The sequence below is a fragment of the Paenibacillus auburnensis genome, assembly GCF_927798115.1.
GTDB classification, from domain to species: domain Bacteria; phylum Bacillota; class Bacilli; order Paenibacillales; family Paenibacillaceae; genus Paenibacillus_AQ; species Paenibacillus_AQ auburnensis.
Window position 1 is genome coordinate 14589 of sequence record NZ_CAKMMG010000011.1, and the last position, 23371, is coordinate 37959.

14 protein-coding genes are annotated in these 23371 nt (G+C 50.7%); 13 read left to right on the forward strand and 1 reads right to left on the reverse strand.

From position 1 onward, the window contains the following. The first annotated feature begins 185 nt into the window (after positions 1-185). From L6H70_RS24875 to L6H70_RS24905, 7 genes are all read left to right on the forward strand, one after another. Entirely contained in the window at positions 186-1898 is a 1713-nt protein-coding gene (locus L6H70_RS24875; RefSeq protein ID WP_236336867.1) for a sensor histidine kinase, read from the forward strand. Further along, on the forward strand, positions 1895-3478 hold the full coding sequence (locus L6H70_RS24880; RefSeq protein ID WP_236336869.1) for a response regulator: 1584 nt from the start codon (positions 1895-1897) through the stop codon (positions 3476-3478). The genes L6H70_RS24875 and L6H70_RS24880 overlap by 4 nt, the downstream gene beginning before the upstream one ends. Positions 3479-3486: 8 nt before the next feature. Further along, entirely contained in the window at positions 3487-5226 is a 1740-nt protein-coding gene (locus L6H70_RS24885; protein WP_236336871.1) for a type 2 periplasmic-binding domain-containing protein, read from the forward strand. 120 nt (positions 5227-5346) lie between these two features. Beyond that, positions 5347-8694: a glycoside hydrolase family 9 protein gene (locus L6H70_RS24890; RefSeq protein WP_236336873.1), complete on the forward strand. Its 3348-nt coding sequence runs from the start codon at positions 5347-5349 to the stop codon at positions 8692-8694. 94 nt (positions 8695-8788) lie between these two features. Further along, on the forward strand, positions 8789-9694 hold the full coding sequence (locus L6H70_RS24895) for an ABC transporter permease (protein ID WP_423802880.1): 906 nt from the start codon (positions 8789-8791) through the stop codon (positions 9692-9694). Positions 9695-9719: 25 nt separating this feature from the next. After that, positions 9720-10643, forward strand: coding sequence for a carbohydrate ABC transporter permease (locus tag L6H70_RS24900; RefSeq protein ID WP_236336875.1), 924 nt, complete (start codon positions 9720-9722; stop codon positions 10641-10643). 41 nt (positions 10644-10684) lie between these two features. After that, entirely contained in the window at positions 10685-12259 is a 1575-nt protein-coding gene (locus L6H70_RS24905; RefSeq protein ID WP_236336876.1) for an ABC transporter substrate-binding protein, read from the forward strand. A gap of 108 nt (positions 12260-12367) precedes the next feature. Here the strand turns inward: L6H70_RS24905 and L6H70_RS24910 are convergent, their stop codons facing one another. Next, positions 12368-13255, reverse strand: coding sequence for a spermine/spermidine synthase domain-containing protein (locus L6H70_RS24910; protein WP_236336877.1), 888 nt, complete (start codon positions 13253-13255; stop codon positions 12368-12370). 292 nt (positions 13256-13547) lie between these two features. Between L6H70_RS24910 and L6H70_RS24915 the strand changes: the two genes are divergently transcribed. The 6 genes from L6H70_RS24915 (at position 13548) to lacZ (ending at position 23348) form a co-directional block, all read left to right on the forward strand. Further along, positions 13548-15089 (forward strand): response regulator transcription factor, encoded by a 1542-nt coding sequence (locus L6H70_RS24915; protein ID WP_236336878.1) that lies wholly within the window; start codon positions 13548-13550, stop codon positions 15087-15089. A 33-nt stretch (positions 15090-15122) separates the two neighbouring features. Then, positions 15123-16880, forward strand: a complete 1758-nt coding sequence (locus L6H70_RS24920) for a sensor histidine kinase (protein ID WP_236336879.1) — start codon at positions 15123-15125, stop codon at positions 16878-16880. Positions 16881-17143: 263 nt separating this feature from the next. Beyond that, the gene (locus tag L6H70_RS24925; RefSeq protein WP_236336880.1) at positions 17144-18451 is read left to right on the forward strand and encodes an ABC transporter substrate-binding protein; all 1308 of its coding nucleotides are present in this window, start codon (positions 17144-17146) and stop codon (positions 18449-18451) included. A 110-nt stretch (positions 18452-18561) separates the two neighbouring features. Further along, the gene (locus L6H70_RS24930) at positions 18562-19449 is read left to right on the forward strand and encodes a carbohydrate ABC transporter permease (protein ID WP_236336881.1); all 888 of its coding nucleotides are present in this window, start codon (positions 18562-18564) and stop codon (positions 19447-19449) included. Next, positions 19449-20273 (forward strand): carbohydrate ABC transporter permease, encoded by an 825-nt coding sequence (locus L6H70_RS24935; RefSeq protein ID WP_236336882.1) that lies wholly within the window; start codon positions 19449-19451, stop codon positions 20271-20273. Before L6H70_RS24930 ends, L6H70_RS24935 begins: the two co-directional genes overlap by 1 nt. Positions 20274-20294: 21 nt before the next feature. After that, on the forward strand, positions 20295-23348 hold the full coding sequence (gene lacZ / locus L6H70_RS24940) for a beta-galactosidase, LacZ type (RefSeq protein WP_236336883.1): 3054 nt from the start codon (positions 20295-20297) through the stop codon (positions 23346-23348). Positions 23349-23371 lie beyond the last annotated feature (23 nt).

Below are 23371 nucleotides of genomic sequence, written 5' to 3' on the forward strand. Positions count from 1 at the left end.
TAAGAAAGCGAAGTAAGCTGCTCATTTCATTGGGCGGCTTTTTTAGCTTCCAAAGGGAGAGACGAAGATCAATGCATCAAAGAATATGGAAAACGCTTACAACATAATGTAAAATACAGGTTGAGTTGAGATTATGAAGCAAGGATGGGAATCCGGTGCGAATCAAATTCAACATATTTCAGAAAATGCTGATCTTACTGCTAATTCTGCTGACACCGGTCGTGGCGCTGTATTATTATTCTACGTCCAAGAGCATCAACGTCATACAGGAGGAGCTCATTAAAGCAAGCCTCAACCGGATGGAGCTATTCGTGGCGCAAATGGATGCCAGTATCGAGAAGTTCGATTTGGCCTCTGCTCCTATGCTCGTAGACACAAATGTGCTGGAATATCTGTACAACCACGAGATGAGCGATTATTCCCTAATGAAAACAAGGCTGCTGATTCAGGAAAAGCTGTCGCTGGCCAGCGCTTCGGGCAACTGGCGTAATGATGTGACTGTCTATTTCCCGCAACGGGGCGACAGCATTTCTTCTTCCCCCTCCTATGAGTACGATCTTGAAGAGTTCGACAGCCGGTTCTCACTGGGGTGGAGCTACAGCGAAGATCTGGAGATTGGCTCCGGCTTTACCCGGACCTATGTCACCACGGGATACAAACCGGCCCGTCCAGACGATCTGGATGTTGCCGTCCGCATCAACCTCTACAAGTGGAGCTTTGAGAATCTGCTCGACACTTACAAGTCTGACCACTCCGACAATCCGTTTTTTTACAAGGCCGGGCACGCGATCATCGCCAGCCGGTCCGCGAAAGGCCCTGAAATGGAGCAGATCGCCACAGATTTGGGCGACAGGGTGCAGAGCCGGGATTCAGGCTACCTGATCCATTCGTATGGCGGCAGGCCTTATCTGATTACCTATTATTATTCTAATCTCCTAGAATGGCATCTGATCGATTCCGTTCCGCTTGACCAGATCATCGGACCTATCAGACAGCAGAGGATATTGTTTGGAGCGTCTTCGATCATTCTCCTCCTAACCGGTATCACCGCCGCGTCTGCCCTGTACTGGAACGTTCACCGGCCTATCTTCCATCTTGTACGCGCTGTTCAGCGGATCAAGGGAGGCGATTACGCCTACCGTCTCCCTACGAAATCGAACAATGAATTCACCTTCCTAATGCAGAACTTCAACGAGATGGCAACGCAGATCCAGGATCTCATCGAGAATGATCTGCGATCGCGTATTCTGGCGCGCGATGCCACGCTGAAGCAGCTGCAGGCGCAGATCCATCCTCATTTTCTATACAATTGCCTCGGATTCATCATTAATATGACCAAAATGGGTAAGGATCGGGCGGTCATGGATATGGCCTATCATCTGGCCGACTATTACCGGTATACGACACGAATGGACAATCAGGGAGTCAGCCTAGGTGAAGAACTGGCCTTCGTCCGCATCCACCTTGAGATTATCCGGCTTCGCAATGAGACGCTGACCTACAGCATCGGACTGCCGGAGGAACTGGCTGAGCTGAGAATTCCCCGGCTGCTGGTTCAGCCGCTTGTGGAGAATGCGGTCGTGCATGGGCTTGAGAATGTCGATTACCCGGGCCGGGTAGAAGTTAGCGTCTGCGTCAAGGATGGCTGGTTAAGCCTGGAAGTGGAGGATAACGGCACAGGGCTGAACAAGGAGCAGAACGACCGGCTGTACAGTGAGCTGGAGATACCGGCGGGCGAATATACCGGCTGCGGCCTATGGAATGTGTACCAGCGATTGCAAGGCAATTTCGGCCCGGATGCCGAAATTGTGCTTAGCCAATCCAGGCTAGGCGGCTTATGCGTGAAACTCCACTGGAGGCTGGGGACGCAAGATGAAAGGAAGGAGGAAGCGGTATGAAAAGCCTGCTTGTAGTTGATGACGAGAAGCATTATGCGGACAGTCTGGCGGATACGATTCCATGGACTACACTCGGGATCTCCCGGGTGCTGAAGGCCTACAGCGCGAGCGAGGCGCTGGACCTCATGGAATCATTACCGTTAGATATCCTCATGACAGATATCCGTATGCCGCGTATGAACGGCCTTGAGCTGATCGAGCAGGCCAGGCAGCGTATTCCGGGGCTGAAATGCCTGCTGCTCACAGGTTATGCGGACTTCGATTATGCCCGCAAAGCCATTGAGCTGCAGGCGCTCGATTACCTGATGAAGCCGGTCAAGGACGAACAATTACTAGCGGCAATGGGCCGGATCGTTAAGCAGCTTGAGCAGGAGCGATCGATCGAACAGGGCTTCCGTATCTACCGGGATAATTGCACAGAGCTGAAGGCAGGGCTTTTGCTCAAGGTGTTAAGCGGCACTCTGAACGTCAAGGTGCTTGCGGAGAAGCTGAAGCTGTTCGACCTTCCGATTCCGATACCAGGCTCTGTCTTGCTGTGCCTCGTCCGCCTTGGCCCTCCCTTCGACAGTCAGGATCTGTATTCGCAGTCCCTGATCCGGTTCGCGGTGACGAACATGCTCGAAGAGCTGCTGATGGACCGGTATGACTGCTGGCCGGCTGCAGATGATGAAGGAAACCTGCTCGTTCTGGTATACGACCTGTCGGGCGCTCCACTGGATGCGGAATGGGTACATGAGCGGCTAGACCAATTAAGGCAAGAAGTACGAAACTTGCTGAAAGGCGAGATATCTGTAGGAGAATCCGGCTGTCTCTTCCCGGAAGGGATGCAAGCCAGTTATATGATAGCCAAATCGCACCTGGCTAATAGCGGACGGTCGTCCGTACAGGTACCTGGAAGGAACGAGGAGGAATTGCGTCTTATGCGCAAGCTCTACGAAGCACCGCTTCTGACGAATCTTTTGGAAACGGAGCAATGGGAAGAGGCGGAAGCCAAGATCCGTGCGTTCGTCTCTCCCTTGCTGCACACAGGTTCGCCCGATCTGATGCGCGACGTTTTTTTCTTTCTGTCGAATAGCTTCCAGTATATTGCGAACCGCAGCGGCAGGACGCTGGCCCAGATGCTCACTCCGGAGCAATCCGCCTTTGTTAAGGGGAGAGCCATGCTCCATGCGTCACAGCTGGAGAACTGGGCACTGAACGCACTGCGTACGCTTCATGAGAGGCTGGGAGAGGAGACGGAGGACCACAGCCAGGTGATCGTCCGCAAGACGCAAGCTTACATCCGGAAGGAGCTGGACAAGGACTTGTCGCTTACCTTGCTGGCTAAACGGGTCTTCGTACATCCTAACCATCTCTCGAAGCTCTTTAAGCAATGTACGGACAGTACCGTATCCCAATATATCTACGAGCAGCGCATGCTCAAGGCCTGCGATTTGTTGAAGCATACGGAGCATAAAATCTATCATATCGGAGAAAGCATCGGCTATCCCAATACCAACTGGTTTATCCGGAAATTCCGTGACTATTATCAGATGACGCCGCAGGAGTTCAGGGACAGATACCGATTGGGAATGGAGTGATTGGGCCGGTGAAAAAACAAAGAAAAAGAATCATCCTGCTGTTGGTTCTGACAGGAACTCTGGCACTAGCCGGTTGTTTTAACAGCGGCGGCAAGACAACAGGAAACAGGCCGGAGAGCGGGGAAGCGAAGCCAATATGGGACTTTAAATATGATCCGCCGATTACGATTACGACAGCAATCGTGGACGAGAACCGGCCGAATGCTTTCAAGCCGGGAGAAAGTCTTACAGATAATGTTCACACCCGCTGGATGGAAGAGAATCTGGGGATTGTCACGAAGTTTGACTGGATTGTCAGCAAGTTCGAGGATGCGGATACCAAAATCCGGCTGGCGCTGGCCGTGAACGGCAAGCTGCCGGACACCTTCAACGCAGAAGGTGACATCCTGAAGAATCTGCTCCAAGCGGACAGGCTGCTTCCGCTGGATGATGCCATTGAGAAATTTGCGCATCCGAAGCTGAAGGAGGCACTGAAGAAATATGCTTATACCATGACGGAAGTGACCAAGGACGGTAAGATCTACGGTCTTCCCCGCTTCAGTGAAGGAAATGAGGGGACGGTAATGTGGATTCGTAAGGACTGGCTTGAGAAGCTGTCACTTAACCCCCCGGCGACGATCAGCGAGCTCGAGCATGTGCTGAAGGCATTCTCTGAGCAGGATCCTAACCGGAATGGTCAAGATGACGAAGTCGGTCTGGCGGTTCCGCTGAAGGAAGGCCCATGGAGCTGGATGGGGCAGACGGATGTCATAGCCGGCGCCCTCTCCACACAGATGCTCAGCACGTCTGACATTAAGCTGTTCTGGAATGAAGACGGGCATGGCGGTCTGGTGTATGGAGCCGTTCATCCGGATGCCAAGAGGTACCTCGAAACGATGGCATCCTGGATGGCCAAAGGCTACATAGATAGGAATGCTGGCATACAGGACTCAAGCCAAGCGTCCGAGCTGGCGGTTAAAGGACTGGCAGGGGTGATGTTCGGCCCGTTCTGGATGGGGGCCTGGCCGCTCGGCGATACGGTGAAGGCCGATCGGGAGGCAGACTGGCAGGCCTATCCCCTTCCAGCAGGACCGGAGGGTTTAAAGGGCAAGGCGCAGAAGCCGATTTACGGCATCTATACGGTGTTTAGTAAAGACTTTCAGCACATAGAGGCCTGGTTTGCCTATTATAACAAGCTGCTCGCTCAAAATTTCGGCCCGGACGATCCCTATTTTGATCCCCGTTTCGCCAAAGGATATCATGAAGGCTACGATTATGTGATCAAGGACGGCAAGGTCATCACGGTCAACTTTGCAACCGAAGGAGTACCGAATGAGAAGTGGCCGCTTGCGGACGGATCATCCATGGATATGCGCTGGATGCTGTATCCGCTGACCGGCGGTGCGCCGGTACTGCCTTATATGAATGCGGAAGCGATCAAAAAGTTGTCTGAAAATTCGGATGCCGAAATGAGGACGCCGATCGAACAGGGCATCAAGGGGCTGAATTCGGCTCAACTGGCGGCAGCCGGGGTTGCGATTGCCGAACAGGTGCTTGAAATCCCTAACCGGTATCACGGCCCGCTAACGGACGGAATGGAGAAGCATGGAGTGTTCCTGCAAAAACTCGCAACGGAGAGCTTCTTAAGCATCATCTATGGCGAGAAGCCGCTCTCCTACTTTGATGAATTTGTAGCCCTATTCTACAAGAATGGCGGTGATGTAATCACTAAAGAAGTGAATGACTGGTACAAGGAAAACAAGCCATGATATTGTGGCTTGTTTTCTTCTATGTTCACTTATTTCTTCTATATATGAGCGTTGGCCGGGTGAATTAAAATGATTGTAGTGGTAAACGTTTTCACTAAATTCGTTTCAGGAGGAGAGGCAATGAGGAAAAAGGTAAGTTTATTCCTGGCATTAACTATGTTTGCGGCTATTCTTTTTTCGTATCCGGTTAAGACGGATGCAACGACCGCCGAAGCACCTGCAGGATGGAGAAACTTGCTCGATTACCGCATATTCAGTACGATTTCGGACGGCTGGGCAGGAGACAGCGGGTTCGGACTCGAGACAGAGAACAGTAAGCTGCCCATCGATTCGACCGCTATGTATAACGGCTTGCCTTCATTATTGATAAACACGAAGTCACCATCCAGCCCGTCTTGGTACAACGCCTTGATCACGGTTGCCGGCTGGAAGGCATATGACTTCACCTCCTATTATCCTAATGGATTCCTTGAGTTTAACATCAAGGGCAATGCGGGCGGAGAGACCTTTCTGCTTGGCTTTAAGGACAGAGTGTTTGAACGGGCTGCCGGTGGCGAAATTACCACTACGGTAAACATTAACAGCTATACAACCATTACAAAAAACTGGACTCATGTGAAGATCCCGCTGAAGGATGTCATGCAGGTCCCGCAGGGAATAGATATTACATCCATCGATGCATTATCCATCAAGAATAATGGTTTTCAGCCTTTAAAGGTCTGGCTCAATGATATTCGGGTTACATCTTCCGGCAAGGAGAAGGAGTATGCACCCATCAAGGTCAATCAAGTGGGCTATCCCGTAAATGGTGTAAAGCAGGCGCTTGTGACCGGGTTTGAGGATGTTCTCACGGTGGATGCAGGGACTCCGTTTAGCGTGATTAACACGGCCACTAATTCCACGGCATTCTCCGGAACGCTGGTGCTCACCAAAAATTATGATGCCATCGACAGCGGGGAACGGATTTTTACCGCGGATTTCACCAATTTAACGGCTCCGGGAAAATATTATGTTGCCGTGCAGGGGCTTCCGAATTCACCTAAATTCTCTATCGGCGATGCGAGTGATATCTATGCACCTTTTTTAAAGGACGTATCAAGATACTTCTATTACCAGAGAACCGGAATGAATATTACCAGCCCGTACACCCAGAATTATCAGAGAAGTGATTTCACTCCTGATACAGCAGTGCCTTTCATGTCCAATCCTTCTGTCAAAAAAGATGTTTCCAAGGGATGGTATGATGCGGGTGATAAAGGCAAGTACGTAAACGCCGGCGCCAAAGCCCTGTCGGATCTCTTCTGGGCTTATGAAATCATGCCGGAGAAATTTACGGACAGTCAATTTAATATTCCTGAGAGCGGAAACGGCATTCCCGATATCCTGGATGAAGCACGGTGGGAGCTGGAATGGATGCTCAAAATGCAGGATGCGGCATCCGGCGGTTTCTATGCGCGTGTAACTTTCCAGGACGACGACAATATGGTGGACAGACAAATCATTGATAAGGATACGGTTAGCTCACGGACCGGTATTAAAACAACTGCCGATACAGCAACCGCAGCGGGCACGTTAGCACATGCCTACCTGATGTATAGAACGATTGATCCGGCCTTTGCCCAGAGCTGTCTGAATGCGGCAATAGCGGCGTGGGGGTATCTGGAGGCTCATCCGGAGAATATCCGGACACCTAACACAGGAAGATGGCCCTACGATGTAACGGATGACGCTTCGAATCGTCTGTGGGCTGCAGGCTCCCTGTACCGGTCGACCGGTGATGCCAAATACAACAGTTATTTCCTTGCCAATTACAAGGCTATGGAAATATATTTCACGGATCCCCTTGATTTTGCCAGCGGCTGGGCAAACACCTGGAATACAGGCTTCTTCAGCTATCTGAAAGCCGCTAATCCGGATGCCGGAGTCGTCAGCTGGTATACGGCCAAATTCCAGCAATGGTTCAATGATAAAGTGAGCAGAACTAACGAAAGCGCCTGGAAAAGTATCATCAAAGACGGCAACTACTATTGGGGAATCACCATGCAGGTTGCGGATACACCAATGGAAATGATTATTGGTACGAAACTGCTGGGAACCTTTGAGAGCAACCGTGCTGTCATTAATCAGATTACCTATAGCCAGTTAGACTGGATTCTCGGCCAGAACCCGGTCGGCGTATCTTTCGTATCGGGCTATGGGGATAACAGTGTGAAATATCCATTCAGCATTATGTACAGAACGGATGGCTTAACTGGGGTGCCTAAGGGATACCTGGTGGGAGGACCGAACAAATTCTCCAATGATGTGACGGTAGGAAACCAGATATCGAGATTCGCAGGCAAAAACTATAACGATAACTTCCAGGAATGGACGACAAACGAGCATACCGTCTATTGGAATTCGGGGCTGGTATTCGTGGCTGCATTCGCAACCGGGAACAGCGTCAACTCGACTATCACCCCGGTGACTGCTGCCTTTGACAAGAAAACTGCGAATCAGGCCAACATTCCGGTGACTCTGACCCTGAACGGCAACACGTTCACCGGTATTAAGAATGGTACGGCATCTCTGACTGCAGGCACCGATTACACCGTCTCGGGCAACACAGTTACGTTGCTCAAAAGCTATCTCGCGCAGCAGCCAACCGGAACAACGAACCTCACGTTCCTGTTTAGCGCCGGTTCCTCTGCCACGCTATCCATCACCGTGAAGGATTCGTCAGTCACCAACGCGGTGATCACTCCGACGGTCGCTGTCTATGACAAGAATGCCGTGAATCCGGCCGGTATTCCGGTGACGCTTACGCTAAACGGCAACACGCTCACTAGTATTAAGAACGGTACGGCATCCCTGGTTGCCGGTACGGACTACACGGTTTCGGGCTCAACGGTAACTATTCAAAAAACATACTTGAGCGCCCAGCCAGTCGGTACAACTACCCTGACATTCAATTTCAGCGCTGGAGCTAGTGCGTCCCTTACGATCTCAGTAATCAATACCGCAACCGGCGGAAGCGGGTCAATCAAGGTGCAGCAGTACAACTCCAGCGTCGCGGCAACGGTCAATACACTGAATCCGAAGATCAAACTGACTAACACCGGCACCTCCGCCATCAATCTGTCCGATGTGAAGCTGCGTTATTATTACACGATTGATGGGGAAAAGGACCAGAGCTTCTGGTGCGACTGGTCGAGCGCCGGCAGCAGCAACGTGACGGGAACCTTCGCTAAGCTGGCTACTCCCCGGACCGGGGCCGACACTTATCTGGAGCTGGGTTTTACGGCCGGAGCCGGAAGCCTGGCGGCAGGTGCCAGCATTGAGATTCAGATCCGTGTGTCCAAGACCGATTGGACGAATTACACGCAGACAGGCGATTATTCCTTCAATCAGTCCGCTACGGCTTATGCCGATTGGAGCAAAACGACCGGCTATGTCGCAGGAGCCCTCCAATGGGGAATCGAGCCCTAAAGAAGGGTGAATACGGAGTGAAAGGAGTGAAACAACTCTCTTGAAAGTGATGCTGGTTCCACCGAAACAAAAGGCGGTATTTACCTATTCCATTGTGAGAAATCTTCGTACTTTTTGGATGTTTTATGTGATGATGCTGCCGGGAATTGTTCTGCTCCTGATCAATAACTACATCCCTATGTCCGGGATCATTATTGCCTTTAAGACAATCAACTACCAGGAAGGAATCCTGGGAAGCCCTTGGACAGGATTGAAGAATTTCGAATATCTGTTTGCTTCGAAGGATTCGTACATTATCATCCGCAACACGCTGCTGTATAACTCGCTATTTATTGTACTCAACATCGTGTTTCCGCTGGCTTTCGCCCTGATGCTTAACGAGATGAAGAACCGCTTCCTCTCGAAGCTGCACCAGACGATCATGTTCCTGCCGTACTTCCTGTCGATGATCGTCATCTCGTACCTGGTGTACGGGTTCATGAGCGACGAACGGGGATACTTCAACGGTACGCTGCTGCCGGCGCTTGGGCTCGAGCCTGTGCGCTGGTACTTCACGAAGGAAGTGTGGCCGATCATCCTGCCGATCATCAACACGTGGAAGAACATGGGCTACTATACAGTCGTGTATATGGCAGCAATCATCGGTATCGATGAAGAGTTCTATGAAGCAGCGACGATTGACGGGGCGAACAAGTGGCAGCAGATGAAGAAAATCACGATTCCCTTGATCATGCCGGTCATCACCATAATGACATTGCTGCAGATTGGCCGGATTTTCAATGCCGACTTTGGTCTCTTCTTCCAGGTGCCGCGTGAATCAGGGGCGTTGTTCCCCGTCACGAATGTTATCGATACCTACGTTTACCGTACGTTCCTGACGGTTGGGGATATCGGTCTTTCTTCAGCGGCAGGATTGTTCCAATCGGTAGTCGGTTTTGTGCTGGTGTTTATATCCAATTGGGTCGTTCGCCGCTTTAATCGCGAGAACGCGCTGTTCTAAGAGAGGATCGCCTATGGCAAATATAATGAGCAAATCTGTATCCGGTTCCCAATCAAAGAATCAGCTGTCGGGAAGGGCATCGGCCCTCATCAACATCTTCTTCGTGATCTATTCGGCGCTCTGTATCCTGCCGTTACTGCTGATTGTATCGGTCTCGTTCTCCGATGAGCAGTCCGTCATGACACACGGATACCGGTTCCTGCCGGAGAACTTCAATCTGGCGGCTTACCGGTTTCTGATTAAAGATATCGATCAGATCGTTCATTCCTACGGGATCTCGATAACCGTCACGGTGATCGGTACAATACTAAGCGTTATCGTGATCGCGATGTATGCGTATCCGATTTCGCGGAGTCACTTCCCACAAGCCAAGTTTTTTACATTCTTTGTCTTTCTTACGATGCTTATTTCCGGCGGTCTGGTCCCTTGGTATTTGGTATACGTGCAGATGCTGGACCTCAGAAATACGCTGTGGTCACTGATCATGCCACTCATCATGTCGGCCTTCTGGGTGCTGATCATGCGAACTTTCTTTAAGGAGACTGTACCTGAGGCGGTTCTGGAGTCGGCCAAAATTGATGGCGCAGGGGAACTGCGGATATTTATCCGGATTGTGCTGCCGCTGTCGCTGCCGGTGCTGGCAACAGTCGCATTGTTCCAGACGCTGACGTACTGGAACGACTGGTTCCTGAGCCTGGTGTTTATTTCCGACAATCACAACATCTCGGTTCAGTACTTTCTCTATAAGATGATGGTCAATATTCAGTACCTCTCCAGCAACCCGAACGCAATGGCCGAGATCACCCGGGCTGGCGGAATGGTCAACTTCCCGAGTGAGACCGTGCGGATGGCGATGGTCGTCGTGGGGGTAGGGCCAATCGTTTTTGCCTATCCGTTCTTCCAGAAGTACTTTATCAAGGGACTTACGGTCGGCTCCGTCAAAGGCTGAGGGGGCCGGCATCATCTATCATTTGGGGGGATTAATTGAAGATGAAGCATACCAAAAGTAAGACTGCACTGCTTCTAACAATGCTGATTGTTTCGTCGTTAGCGGCGACGGCCTGCGGCAATTCAAATGAGGCAAACAGCTCCAACAAGGCCGCTCCGGACGCCTCCGGAACAGCAAGCGCCGCACCGGACGCTTCAGCGGACTCAGGCACCGGTAACGCGTCCACAGATGTGTCAAAGTTGAAGCCTTATAAGCTAAAGTTGGTTTACGAAGGCGCACCGCAGGCGGACGAAGCTCTTGTCGAGGAAGCGCTGAACAAGATCTTAACCGAGAAAATCAATGCGACGATCGATATTGCACCGATCGACTGGGGGGCATGGGACGATAAGATTAACCTCATGATCGCTTCACGAGAACCCGTAGACATTCTGTTTACAGCCTCATGGAATGGTTATGCGAAGAATGTGGCCAAGGGCGTTTACATGGACCTCGGCCCTCTGCTTGATCAATATGGCCAGGGAATCAAGGACAGCCTGGATCCTGCCTTCTTAAGCGGCTCCAAAATCGGGGGTAAAAACTACGCAGTCCCAACGAATAAAGAGCTGGCATCGTCAGGGGGTATCGTGTACCGGAAGGACATTGCCGATGAGCTTGGGATCGATATGAGCAAGGTCCAGAAGATCGAAGATCTCGATGCCGTCTATAAGATCGTCAAAGAGAAGAAGCCAAATATGTACCCGCTGTACACAACAGGCGGAACATTCTCCTCACACTCCTTTGTGGAGCTGGATTATCTGGGGGATACGACGATACCTGGCGCTATTGATAAAAATGGTACGGATGCCAAAGTCAAACCGGCCGAAGAGTTTCCGCAGTACTTAAACGCGTTGAAAGTAACCCGGGATTATTTCCTGAAGGGCTATATTAACAAAGATGCAGCCACCTCCCAAACCTCATCCCTTGATGCTTACAAGACCGGTAACGTGTTCTCTACCGTAGAACCGCTCAAGCCGGGCAAGGCAGAGGAAATTGCATCCGCGACAGCGCTTGACGGCAAGCTTGCCCAAATTACGCTGACAGGCAAAACGGTCGCCACATCGGAGACTACCGGCGCCATGCTGGCCATCTCTACGACGTCCAAAGACCCGGAACGCGCCATGATGCTGATTAATCTGCTGCACACGGATCAAGAAATTATTAACCTGCTGAACTTCGGCATTGAAGGTACACACTATACGCGCAGCGGCAATGTCATGACCCAGACGGAGAAATCCGGACAGTACGCGCCGGGCGTCGCTTGGGAGCTGGGGAACCAATTCCTGAACTATGTGTGGAGCTCGGAAGCGCCGGACAAATGGGAGCAGTTCAAGAAGTTCAACGAAGGCGCCAAATCATCGCCGGCACTCGGTTTTACCTTTGACAGCGAGCCGGTCAAATCGGAGGTCGGAGCGCTCGCCAACGTATTAAGAGAATACCAGAAGGCGCTTGAGACCGGCTCGGTTGATCTGGACGAAATGCTGCCCAAATTTATCGCCGCCCAAAAATCGGCTGGCCTCGACAAAGTCATTGCCGAGAAGCAAAAGCAGCTTGACGAATTTCTTGCCAGTCAGAAATAACGTTACAGGATAAGCATAATGGAGGTCCCGGGGATGCTTTTGATCACCGGGACTTTTTTCGCGCAGGTGTCAGGGGGGATTCACTGGGTATTCGGGGGCAGCCGCAAGTTATAGATAGCACAAAATCGATTTTTCAATCCAATACATAAATTCAGTGCCCGGGTGGTCTTGTTCAAAGCCTTTCATTCTTAAATATAGGTCCATTCCATCCGAGACATCATGCCATAAATCGGTAAACACAAAATCATATTTCTCCTTGGCCATATGTTCTTGTGCGTATTCGAACGCATCTGACTGGATTATTGTTATTTTTTTACTGTTTTTAAATTGAGGCAAAATATATTGCTTAAATAATTGAATAACATTTTCATTATTTTCAACAACCGTAACACGTTCAACCTGATTTTTTTCGGAGATCATATAGGCATAATAGCCAAGTCCCAGTCCAAACGTCAGTACATTCCCAAATGCTTTAGCGACAGGGTCTTTCATGGTTTCAATTTCATTCGGTGTGATGGTCATCCATATTCTATTGTTCTCTAAAACGGCCGGAAACATAAAATCCGCTTCAAAGAAACCAATCTGCGGGATCTGTCTGCCTTCCTGGGTGGTGATGATGTCATTGCAGACAAAGCCCTCGTAGGGCTTGTATTGTTCATATTTGAGTTCACTATTGCCGATCCGGATTGCAGGTATTCTGATATTCTTAAAATAGGGATTGTTATAATATTCGTTGGGATCGAGTTGATGGATCATTTTGGTAAAATAGTTGTTGAACAGATCCTTATCCTCAGGCTTATCAACAATATCCAACCCTAAAGCGGCTGCGAATACAACGCTAAAAGCATACTCCGCAGAGACCCCATAGTTAACAATCTCCTCAATGTCCTCTTTGCTGATGAAATCCGATGTATGGTTTAGATAAAGGCTTAATAAAGCGAAAAGCCGGTGGTCCTCTTCTGTAATGTTGTCTGGTGTTACTTTATTACGTTCCATATTCGCTCCTGTTGATATGCAAATTTTTTATTGCCGTTAATGTTAATATAACATACGCTTGTCAAGAACCAGCATATACAGAGGATGCGTGCAATGGCTTTATTTTTGGGACAGGGTCCGGTCAGCCACCCGCAATTGACAGTCCTCCGGCCTATACCTATAATGTAAATCAGATTATGAAAGCTATTTCATTTCTGGCTGGAAGTTATGTCTCTGTGAGCTGAAACCCACTTGAACAAGCGGGTTTCATTTTGTTTTTTTAGCGTATTTTCGTTCCCAAAAAGGAGAAGTCATGGACACAACGTTCTGTAAAATATTAGTGGTAGACGATGAGATGCTGGTGCGGCAGGGGATTATCCATCTGCTGGACTGGGAAGGGGAAGGGTTTCAGATTGCGGGTGAAGCCTCCAACGGAAGAGAAGCTCTGGAACTAATTGAAATACAGCGGCCGCATATCATCCTGACAGATATCGTTATGCCCGTCATGGACGGGGAGGAGCTGATCCGGATCGTCAAGGGGATGTATCCGGAAATTGAAGTGATCGTGCTCAGCAGCTTCAGTGAGTTCGAATATGTGCGTTCGACCTTCCAGAGCGGAGTCGCCGATTATATTCTGAAGCCTAAGCTGGAGGCGGCTTCCCTGCTGGCCGTTCTGAAAAAAACCGCGCAGCGGATTCCGCAGCTTCAGCACGTTGACTGGAGAAGCAACAAGCGGCAGTCTGCGGACTATATACTGGACAAGCTGGTTAGCGGCTATCCGGTCGAGTATGAGGCAGAAGCGCTGCAGGCGATGTTTCCTTTTCCGGAGTTTGTGCTGCTGCTTGCGGATACAGGGGACGATCACGCCGCCATTAGCCGCAAGGAAGAGTGGCTGGAGAGCAGCATCCGTTCCCTGCTGCAGAGCGGCGGCAGCCGGGTGGCCTTCCGTCGACTGTCTCCGCTGGAGGGGCATGTCCGTTTCCTGTTTAACCTGGCCGTGGAGGAGCGGGAGGCACTGATGCAGCTGGCAGAGCAGATATTTGCAGCCGGCATCCGGACGGGGATGTTCCTGAATCTGGCGGTCAGCCGGACCTTTACGGAGCTGGAGGCGCTGCATACCATCTATGCGGATGAGCTGCTGCAGCTGCTGGACCGCAGGTTTTTCCTGCCGGAACGCTGTCTGCTGGTGGATCATGGCGGAGAGGTTCAGCCGGGACCGGTCTTTGACCAGGAGGTCTTCGCTGCAGAGCTGAACCGGCAGGAGTTCGATCAGGCTTTTACCCGGCTCAGTGCCTATGTATCCTCGATGTCCGGCCGCCGCGATATGGGAGTATCCGAATTTAAGTCCCTCCTGTGCCACAGCATTTTCCAGATCATCGGCATGCTGCTGCAATTCCATTATGAGGCCCGTGCCCTGGATGACAGTAAATATGAGTACTTCCGCTCTATCCATGAAGCCCGGCATATCCGGGAGACGGAAGAGCGGTTGCTGCAGTTTCTGCAGGATGCGACCGAATGTGTTACGAAGAACCGTGGCGGTACACCGGCGATGCAAAAGATTCTCCTGTATATCGATGAGCATTATTCACGCCAGCTTACGCTGACGGAAGTCGCCCGGGAATTTCATTTTAACCCGTCTTATTTGTCGAATTATTTTACCCTGCACAATAAGGAAGGCTTCAACGAATATTTAAACCGGGTGCGGATCGGAAAAGCCTGCCTGCTGCTGAAAGAGAGCCCGAGCCTGTCGATTGCCGAGATCAGCAGTCTTGTAGGATATTCAGACCACAGCTATTTCACCAGAGTATTCCGCAAGCTGATGGGGATTTCGCCCAGCCAATACCGGAAGGGATAATGCAGGAGTTGGAAGGAGCCCGAAATGGGATTAATGGAAAATTGGCTCAGAAAGCTTAGGGACCAGAGTCTGTTCAGCAAAATTTTCGTCGTCATGGTCATCAGCATCGTGCTCGTTACAGTGCTGATTACCACGGTAACGGCGCAAATGTCGCAAAGGCTGTTTGTACAGACGTTCAGTATTACCAATTCAAAAATCATCGACCAGATTAAAAGTGCACTGGATAACTCACATTATACTACCGTGAATACAGCGATAAATGTCGGGCAGAGCGGCGTCATCCGCAGCTTCATGACCGAGAAGGACGGCAGCTCGCTGGCTAACTTCCGGCGGTACTACAGCATGCGCGACCAGATGGACCGTATTCAGTCCGGTATCGGGGCCGCTAATATCGGCCTATCCATACTTGGGGGGAACGGCAGAAGCTATACCAGCGATGTGACCTACTGGTCCGGCTCTTCCGAGCAGCTAAGGAATAATCCGATTACAGCGGCTGCACAGGAGCAGGGCGGAAAGCTATTTTACAGCTTTATGGACGCAAGCCCGCTGAATTCAGAGAGCCGTTATCTTGTTGCCGCCAAGGCGCTGACTGCACCGGGACTTACCAAGCCGTATGGTACGCTGTACATGTTCACGCGTGAGAGTGATTTCCGCAAGAGCTACGCCAGCTTTACGAGTAAGGGTAATGATGTCATGTTTCTGGATACAGCGGGACGGATTGTGTCGAGCAACCGGACGGAGCAGGTCGGCAGCCTGTCTCCCGAGCTCCTGAACAGCGCGAAGCAGATTGCCGAATCGGGGCTTGCCAGCCAGGAGCTGACACTCGGCGGGCGGGAAGTCATTGTGCTGGCTGATTATCTGCCGTCCTATAACTTTTATATTGTGAATCTGATTGATAAAAATGAGACAATCGGTACGCTGTTTGATAAAAAGATGCTATTTCTGATCGGCGGGGCAATTGCAGCGGTTGCGCTGCTCCTGATCTATTTTCTGACCAAACGGCTGACGAAGTCCCTGCGTACGCTGGTCAAAAAAATGTCCAATGTGACCAAAAAGAATTTCCATAACTATATGGCTGTCACCGGCAGCTATGAAACAAGACAGCTGAGTACAGCGTTCAACTACATGCTCAGGGAGCTGAATGATTATGTTGCCCAGCTGGTAGAGACGCAGAAGGAGCAGCGCAATGCGGAACTGGCCGCTCTGCAGCAGCAGATCAATCCCCATTTTCTGTACAATACACTGGCATCGGTCAATATCCTGGTGCAGCGGGGCAGCAAGGAGCAGGCGACAGAGACGATTCATGCCCTGATTTCGCTGCTGCAGAATACGATCAGCAATGTTAAAGAAACGATTACAGTAGAGGACGAGCTGATCAACCTGAAGCATTATGTATTTATCACCCAGGTGCGTAACGGCAACCGGATCAAGGTGGAGACTTTTGTCTCGCCGGACTGCATGAGCGCCAAGGTACCCAAGCTGATTCTGCAGCCTTTTATTGAAAATGCCTTCTTTCACGCCTTCAATATCAAAAGCTCGGGCTATATCTATGTCACCATCATGAAGGACAGGGATATACTGCACTGCGAGGTGGTGGATACGGGTGATGGTATGGATCTGGACAACAAAGAGACCATCCCGGCCTCCACAAGCAGCCGCCAGCTGTTCAGCGGCATCGGCATCCGCAATGTCCATGACCGCCTGCTGCTGCTGTACGGGGAACCGTATGGCGTATCCATCACAAGCACCCCGGGGCAAGGGACAAAGGTCTCTATCAGAATACCGTGCTAAGCAGCGCATTGAAAATTTGATTTTGCAGCATAATATAACAGCTACGCCGCAAGCCGGCGCCGGCTTCTTGCATCTGCGGAGCCTGTTTCACCTAAAAAAAGTGCGAAAGGGGAAAAATAATGCTAATCTGTGGGCCGTGGAAGCGGATACAGTAGACAATATTATCACTATTTTAACTAAAATCATTTCTAACGAAATGAGCATCCGGGATGATATTCTTTAAAAGAAAGCACTTTCAAATACATGTTAGGGGGATATACATCATGAAGAAAAAAGCTACCGCGCTTCTGCTCGCCGGATTTATGCTGCTGACAGCATGCTCCAGCAACTCCAATACCAAAAACGAGGCCAATACCGGAACGGAAGGGAATGCAGCAGGCTCCCAGAAAATCACAGTGTGGGCATGGGACAAAAACTTCAACATCGCTGCAATGAATCTGGCTAAGGATGCCTATGTGGCAAAAAATCCGGATGCGCAAATCGAAGTTGTTGAATATGCGCAGGATGATATTATCCAGAAGCTGAACACAGGACTTAACTCCGGGTCCGCTTCCGGTCTGCCTAACATCGTTCTGATTGAAGATTACCGTGCACAGAGCTTCTTGCAAACGTATCCAGACGCTTTTCAGGAACTGGGAGATGCCATTAAAACTTCTGACTTCGCCGAATACAAGCTCGGACCAACCAGCTTCAATGGCAAGCAATACGGCGTACCGTTTGACTCCGGCGTTGTAGGCCTCTATGTCCGCACAGATTATCTGCAGGAGGCAGGCTATACGGTTGACGATCTTCAGGATATCGACTGGCAGCAGTACATTGAAATCGGTAAAGCTGTTAAAGCCAAAACAGGCAAAGACATGCTGACCCAGGACCCTAACGATCTGGGGCTGATCCGCATGATGATCCAGTCCGCAGGCTCCTGGTATCTGAAAGAAGACGGTACAACACCTGACCTGAAAGACAACGCGGTTCTGAAAGAAGCATTCGAAAGCTACAAAGAGCTGATGAATGCCGATATCGTTAAAGTCAACTCCGACTGGAGCTCGTTCCTTGCCGGCTTCAACAGCGGTGACGTTGCCTCCGTTCCTACCGGTAACTGGATTACACCTTCGGTGAAAGCTTCTGCTGACCAGTCCGGCAAATGGGCGGTAGTACCTTTCCCTAAACTCAAAAATGCAGCAAACTCTGTACATGCATCGAACCTCGGCGGCAGCTCCTGGTATGTGCTTAACAATGACGGCAAAGAAGCAGCTGTCAAATTCCTGGGTGCAACACTCGGCTCCGACGTTGCTCTGTACCAGAAGCTTGTAACTGATGTAGGCGTTGTAGGAACATACAAACCTGCTGCTGAAGGCGAAGCTTACGGTGCTGCTGATGAATTCTTCGGCGGACAAAAGGTTATCGCTGACTTCGCCAAATGGACAGCTGAAATCCCGAACGTAAACTACGGCCTGCACACTTATGCCATTGAGGATATCCTCAAGGTTGAAATGCAGAACTTCCTGAACGGCACGGAGCTGGACAAAGCGCTTAGCGATGCACAGTCCCAGGCTGAGTCCCAAATCCAGTAAAAACTGTAGCACTTGATTGATCCGCTGTCCTCCCAACCTGCCGTCTAGTGCCAGGACGGAGGACGGCGGATTCTCCTTTTAACAAGATTTACGCCTGCATAGAGAAAGGAATGAGAGCTGTGAACCATACCATACGCAACCGCGCTAAGCTTACCGGCTGGTTATTTATTGCCGGGGCCGTCCTCATGATCTGTCTGTTTTATTTCTATCCGATGATTCAGGCACTGCTGCTCTCGTTCAAAACGGGCGCAGGGGCTAATCTTCACTTCGACGGGTTAGCGAATTACAAGCGCCTGCTGAGTGATAAAACCTTTTTTACCGCCGTCAAGAATACCTTCTTATTCCTGATTGTGCAGGTGCCGGTTATGATCGTGTTTGCGATGATGATTTCGGTACTGCTGAATGACAGCAAGCTGCGCTTCAAAGGCTTTTTCCGTACTGCGATATTCTTACCTTGCGTAACTTCACTTGTAGCCTACTCCGTTGTATTCAAATATCTGTTTGGAAATGACGGTCTGATCAACCTGGCTTTATTGAACATGCACATCCTGTCTGAACCGATCCAGTGGATCTCCGATCCCTTCTGGGCGAAAGTTACCATTATTATCGCCATTACCTGGCGCTGGACGGGATACAATATGATCTTCTTCCTCTCCTCGCTGCAAAACATCGACAGTTCCATTTATGAAGCTGCACGGATTGACGGTGCTTCGGGCCCGAGACAATTTTTCTCGATTACCGTACCGCTGCTCAAACCGATCATTCTCTTTACGTCGATTACCTCGACAATTGGTACCCTGCAGCTGTTCGATGAAATTATGAATATAACCAAGGGAGGTCCCGGCAACGCGACGCTCTCCATTTCCCAATATATTTACAACCTTTCGTTCAAGTACACACCTGACTTCGGATATGCTGCTACGGTATCGTATTCCATCGTAATCATGATCATTGTATTGGCCTTCCTTCAAATCAAACTGGCAGGTGATGATAAATAATGAGAACTTTACGCCGTGCCCCAATTTATGTTTTTCTGTCCATTGTAGCGTTTGTTTCGATTTTTCCGTTTCTATGGATGATTATCAGCGCCACCAATCTTTCCGTAGACGTAACCCAGGGAAGAATGTTACCCGGTACGCATCTGTTTGATAATATCCGGAAGCTGACAGAGTCCATCAACCTTGTACCTGCCCTGTGGAATACACTCAAAATTGCCCTGACAACAACAGTTCTGGCCCTGCTGGTTGCCTCCCTGGCCGGATACGGATTTGAAATTTACCGCAGCAAAGCGAAAGATATGGTCTTCAATCTGTTATTGTTATCCATGATGATCCCTTTCGCCGCGCTGATGGTTCCGCTGTATCAAATGTTCTCCAAACTGTCGGCTGCTGCTCCGCTTATCGGGGTTAACACAGTCGCTGCAGTTGTCCTGCCGACGTTCACTACGGCGTTCCTGATCTTCTTCTTCCGGCAGAGCTCGAAGATGTTCCCGCGGGAGCTGCTGGAGGCTGGACGGATCGACGGATTATCGGAGCTGGGCCTGTTCTTCAAAATTTATATTCCGACGATGAAGACTACCTACTCTGCTGCCGCAATCATCACGTTCATGTCCAGCTGGAATAACTACCTCTGGCCGCTGATCGTGCTGCAGACCCCGGAAAAACGGACCATTCCGCTGCTGATCTCGAACCTGGGCTCCAGCTACTCCCCGGATTTCGGCGTGATTATGGCTGCAGTTGTCATCTCTACACTTCCGACAGCAATTGTCTTCTTCCTGATGCAGAAGCAGTTCGTTGCCGGTATGGTGGGATCAGTGAAATAATTATATGTTCTGAAGGAGGAAATGAAATTGGCAGTTACTCCAAGCTTGAGCTGGCTGGAAGATCCGGGTACCTTCAAGGTGAACCGGGTGGAGGCTCATTCGGACCACCGTTATTATAATAATATGGCTGAGGCAGAGGCCGGTGCGCCGATGGATATGCGCTACAGCCTGAACGGGAGCTGGAAATTCAGCTATGCGCCGAATCCGGCGAGCCGTGTAGAAGCGTTTTATAAGGAAGACTATAATTGCACCGGCTGGGACAATATTCAGGTTCCCGGACATATTCAGCTGCAGGGCTACGGCCGGCCGCAATATGTCAATACAATGTATCCCTGGGATGGACTGATTGATCTCCGCCCGCCGCACATCTCTCCAGAGCATAATCCGGTCGGCAGCTATGTAAAGGAATTCCGTCTGCCGGAGAATATGGAGAATGGACCGCTCTTCATCTCCTTCCAGGGTGTGGAGTCGGCCTTCTATGTCTGGCTGAACGGCGAATTCGTCGGCTATGCCGAGGACAGCTTCACTCCATCGGAATTTGACCTGACCCCGTTTATGCGGGCAGGCAAAAACAAACTGGCCGTTGAAGTGTATCAGCGGAGTACCGGGGGCTGGCTGGAGGATCAGGATTTCTGGCGGTTCTCCGGGATTTTCCGTGAGGTCTATTTGTACACTGTTCCGAAGCTTCATATCCGTGATCTTGAGGTGCGGGCGGAGCTGGATGATACTTATACAAAAGGCAGCCTGAACGTAACCATGCGGCTGCTGGATACGCCGCAGGAAGCAGTCAGCGCTAAGCTTGAGCTGAAGGACCGGGACGGTGAAGTCCGTCTGAGCACTGAAGGAGCCTTTAACGGACAGGAGCTTACGCTTTCCGGAGAAGTGGCAGATGTGCTGACCTGGAGTGCAGAGAATCCTTATCTCTATACGGTTTGTATCTCGCTAACCGGTGCAGACGGAGCGGTAGTGGAAGCCGTTGTGCAGAAGGCCGGCTTCCGCCGGTTCGAGATGAAAAACAAGCTGATGTGCATCAACGGCAAGCGGATTGTATTCAAAGGCGTCAACCGCCATGAATTCAACTGCCGCACAGGCCGCAACATTACCCGCGAGGATATGCTGTGGGATATTCAAACGCTGAAGAGAAGCAACATTAACGCTGTACGTACCTCGCATTATCCGAACCAGACATTATGGTATGAGCTGTGCGATGAATACGGGGTTTATGTCATCGACGAAATGAACCTGGAAACGCACGGCTCCTGGCAGAAGATGGGCGCAGTTGAGCCGTCCTGGAATATCCCGCACAATGACCCGAAATGGCATGACATCGTGCTGGACCGTGCGATTAATATGGTAGAACGGGACAAGAATCATCCGTCTATCCTGATCTGGTCATGCGGTAACGAATCCTATGCAGGCCAAGTCATTCTGGATGTGGCGAACTGGTTCCGCAGCCGGGACAACAGCCGTCTCGTTCACTATGAAGGCGTGTTCTATGACCGCAATTACAATGCGACAAGCGATATGGAGAGCCGGATGTATGCCAAGCCGGCTGACATTGAGGAATATCTGAATGCTAATCCGGAAAAGCCGTATCTCAGCTGCGAATACATGCATGCGATGGGCAATTCGGTTGGCGGCATGCATAAGTACACCGAGCTTGAAAACAAGTACCCGATGTACCAGGGCGGCTTTATCTGGGATTATATCGACCAGTCGATTCTGAAGAAGGACCGCTATGGAAACGAGTTTTTCGCATACGGCGGCGACTTTGGCGACCGTCCGACGGATTACAGCTTCTGCGGCAACGGCATTGTTTATGCAGACCGGGAGTGGACACCGAAGATGCAGGAGGTCAAATTCCTGTATCAGAACTACAAGCTGGAGCCGGGCCGGACAGGCATCCGGGTAATTAATGAAAGTTTGTTCGCAGGAACGGATCATCTGGCACTGGAATACAGCCTGTACTGTGACGGCGAACTGCTTGGCAAGTGGACTGCGGAAGTTAATGCAGCACCACAGAGTGAAGTGCTGGTACCGATTGAGCTGCCACATACGGAAGGAACTCCGGGCGAATACAGTATCCAGGCTTCTCTGGTACTGAAGGAAGAAGAGCTTTGGGCCGAAGCGGGATATGAAATTGCCTTTGGCGAATCTGTCTTTGTAGTTGAGGAGACAGTAACAGAGCAACCAGCCGGTGAACTTAAGGTTGTGGAAGGGGATGTGCAGATCGGCGTCCTCGGCGAAGGCTTCACCGTACTGTTCTCCAAGCAGGTGGGTTCACTGGTATCGCTGAACTACTATGGCCGTGAGATGATTGAGGCTCCTCCGGCTCCGCTGTTCTGGCGGGCCACAACTGACAATGACAAGGGAACCCAGCTTGGGTACCATGCCGGAGGCTGGTATGCAGCCAGCCTGGCGCGTAAATGTGTAGAGGTGAGTCTGACGCAGGAAGAGGGGAATGTTACAGTAACCTTTGACTACCGGTTCAGCATTCATGAAGAACTGGCGTTCAAGACTGCTTACACCGTCTACGGTGATGGAACGGTCCGGGTAAGAACCCGTTATACCGGTGCTGCAGGACTTCCAGATCTGCCCATCGTGGCTTTATCCTTCAAAATGTCAGCTGACTACAGCCAGAGTGAATGGTATGCAATGGGGCCGGAAGAAAACTATATCGACCGTGCGTTCGGAGCCAGACTTGGCGTGTTCAGCCGGAAGGTGCAGGAGCTGCCGTCCAGGTATCTCGTTCCGCAGGAATCGGGTAACCGTACCGGGGTACGCCGGGTGAAGATTACCGATGAAGCGGGGATCGGCCTGCAGATCTCGGCTCCGGCAGCTGCACCGGTGGAATGTAACCTGTCTCCGTATACCGCGTTTGAGCTTGAGCATGCCGCACATCCCTTTGAGCTCCCGCCGGTTCACTACACTGTAGTGACGGTAGCCGGAAGACAAATGGGTGTAGGCGGAGATGATAGCTGGGGCGCACCGGTGCATAAGGAATATACGATTCCGGCAGAGCAAACCCTTGAATATGAGTTCTTCCTTTCCAGTGTGGGAACGGGAGAGAAATAGCGTATTAAGCGTATTTTAAGAAC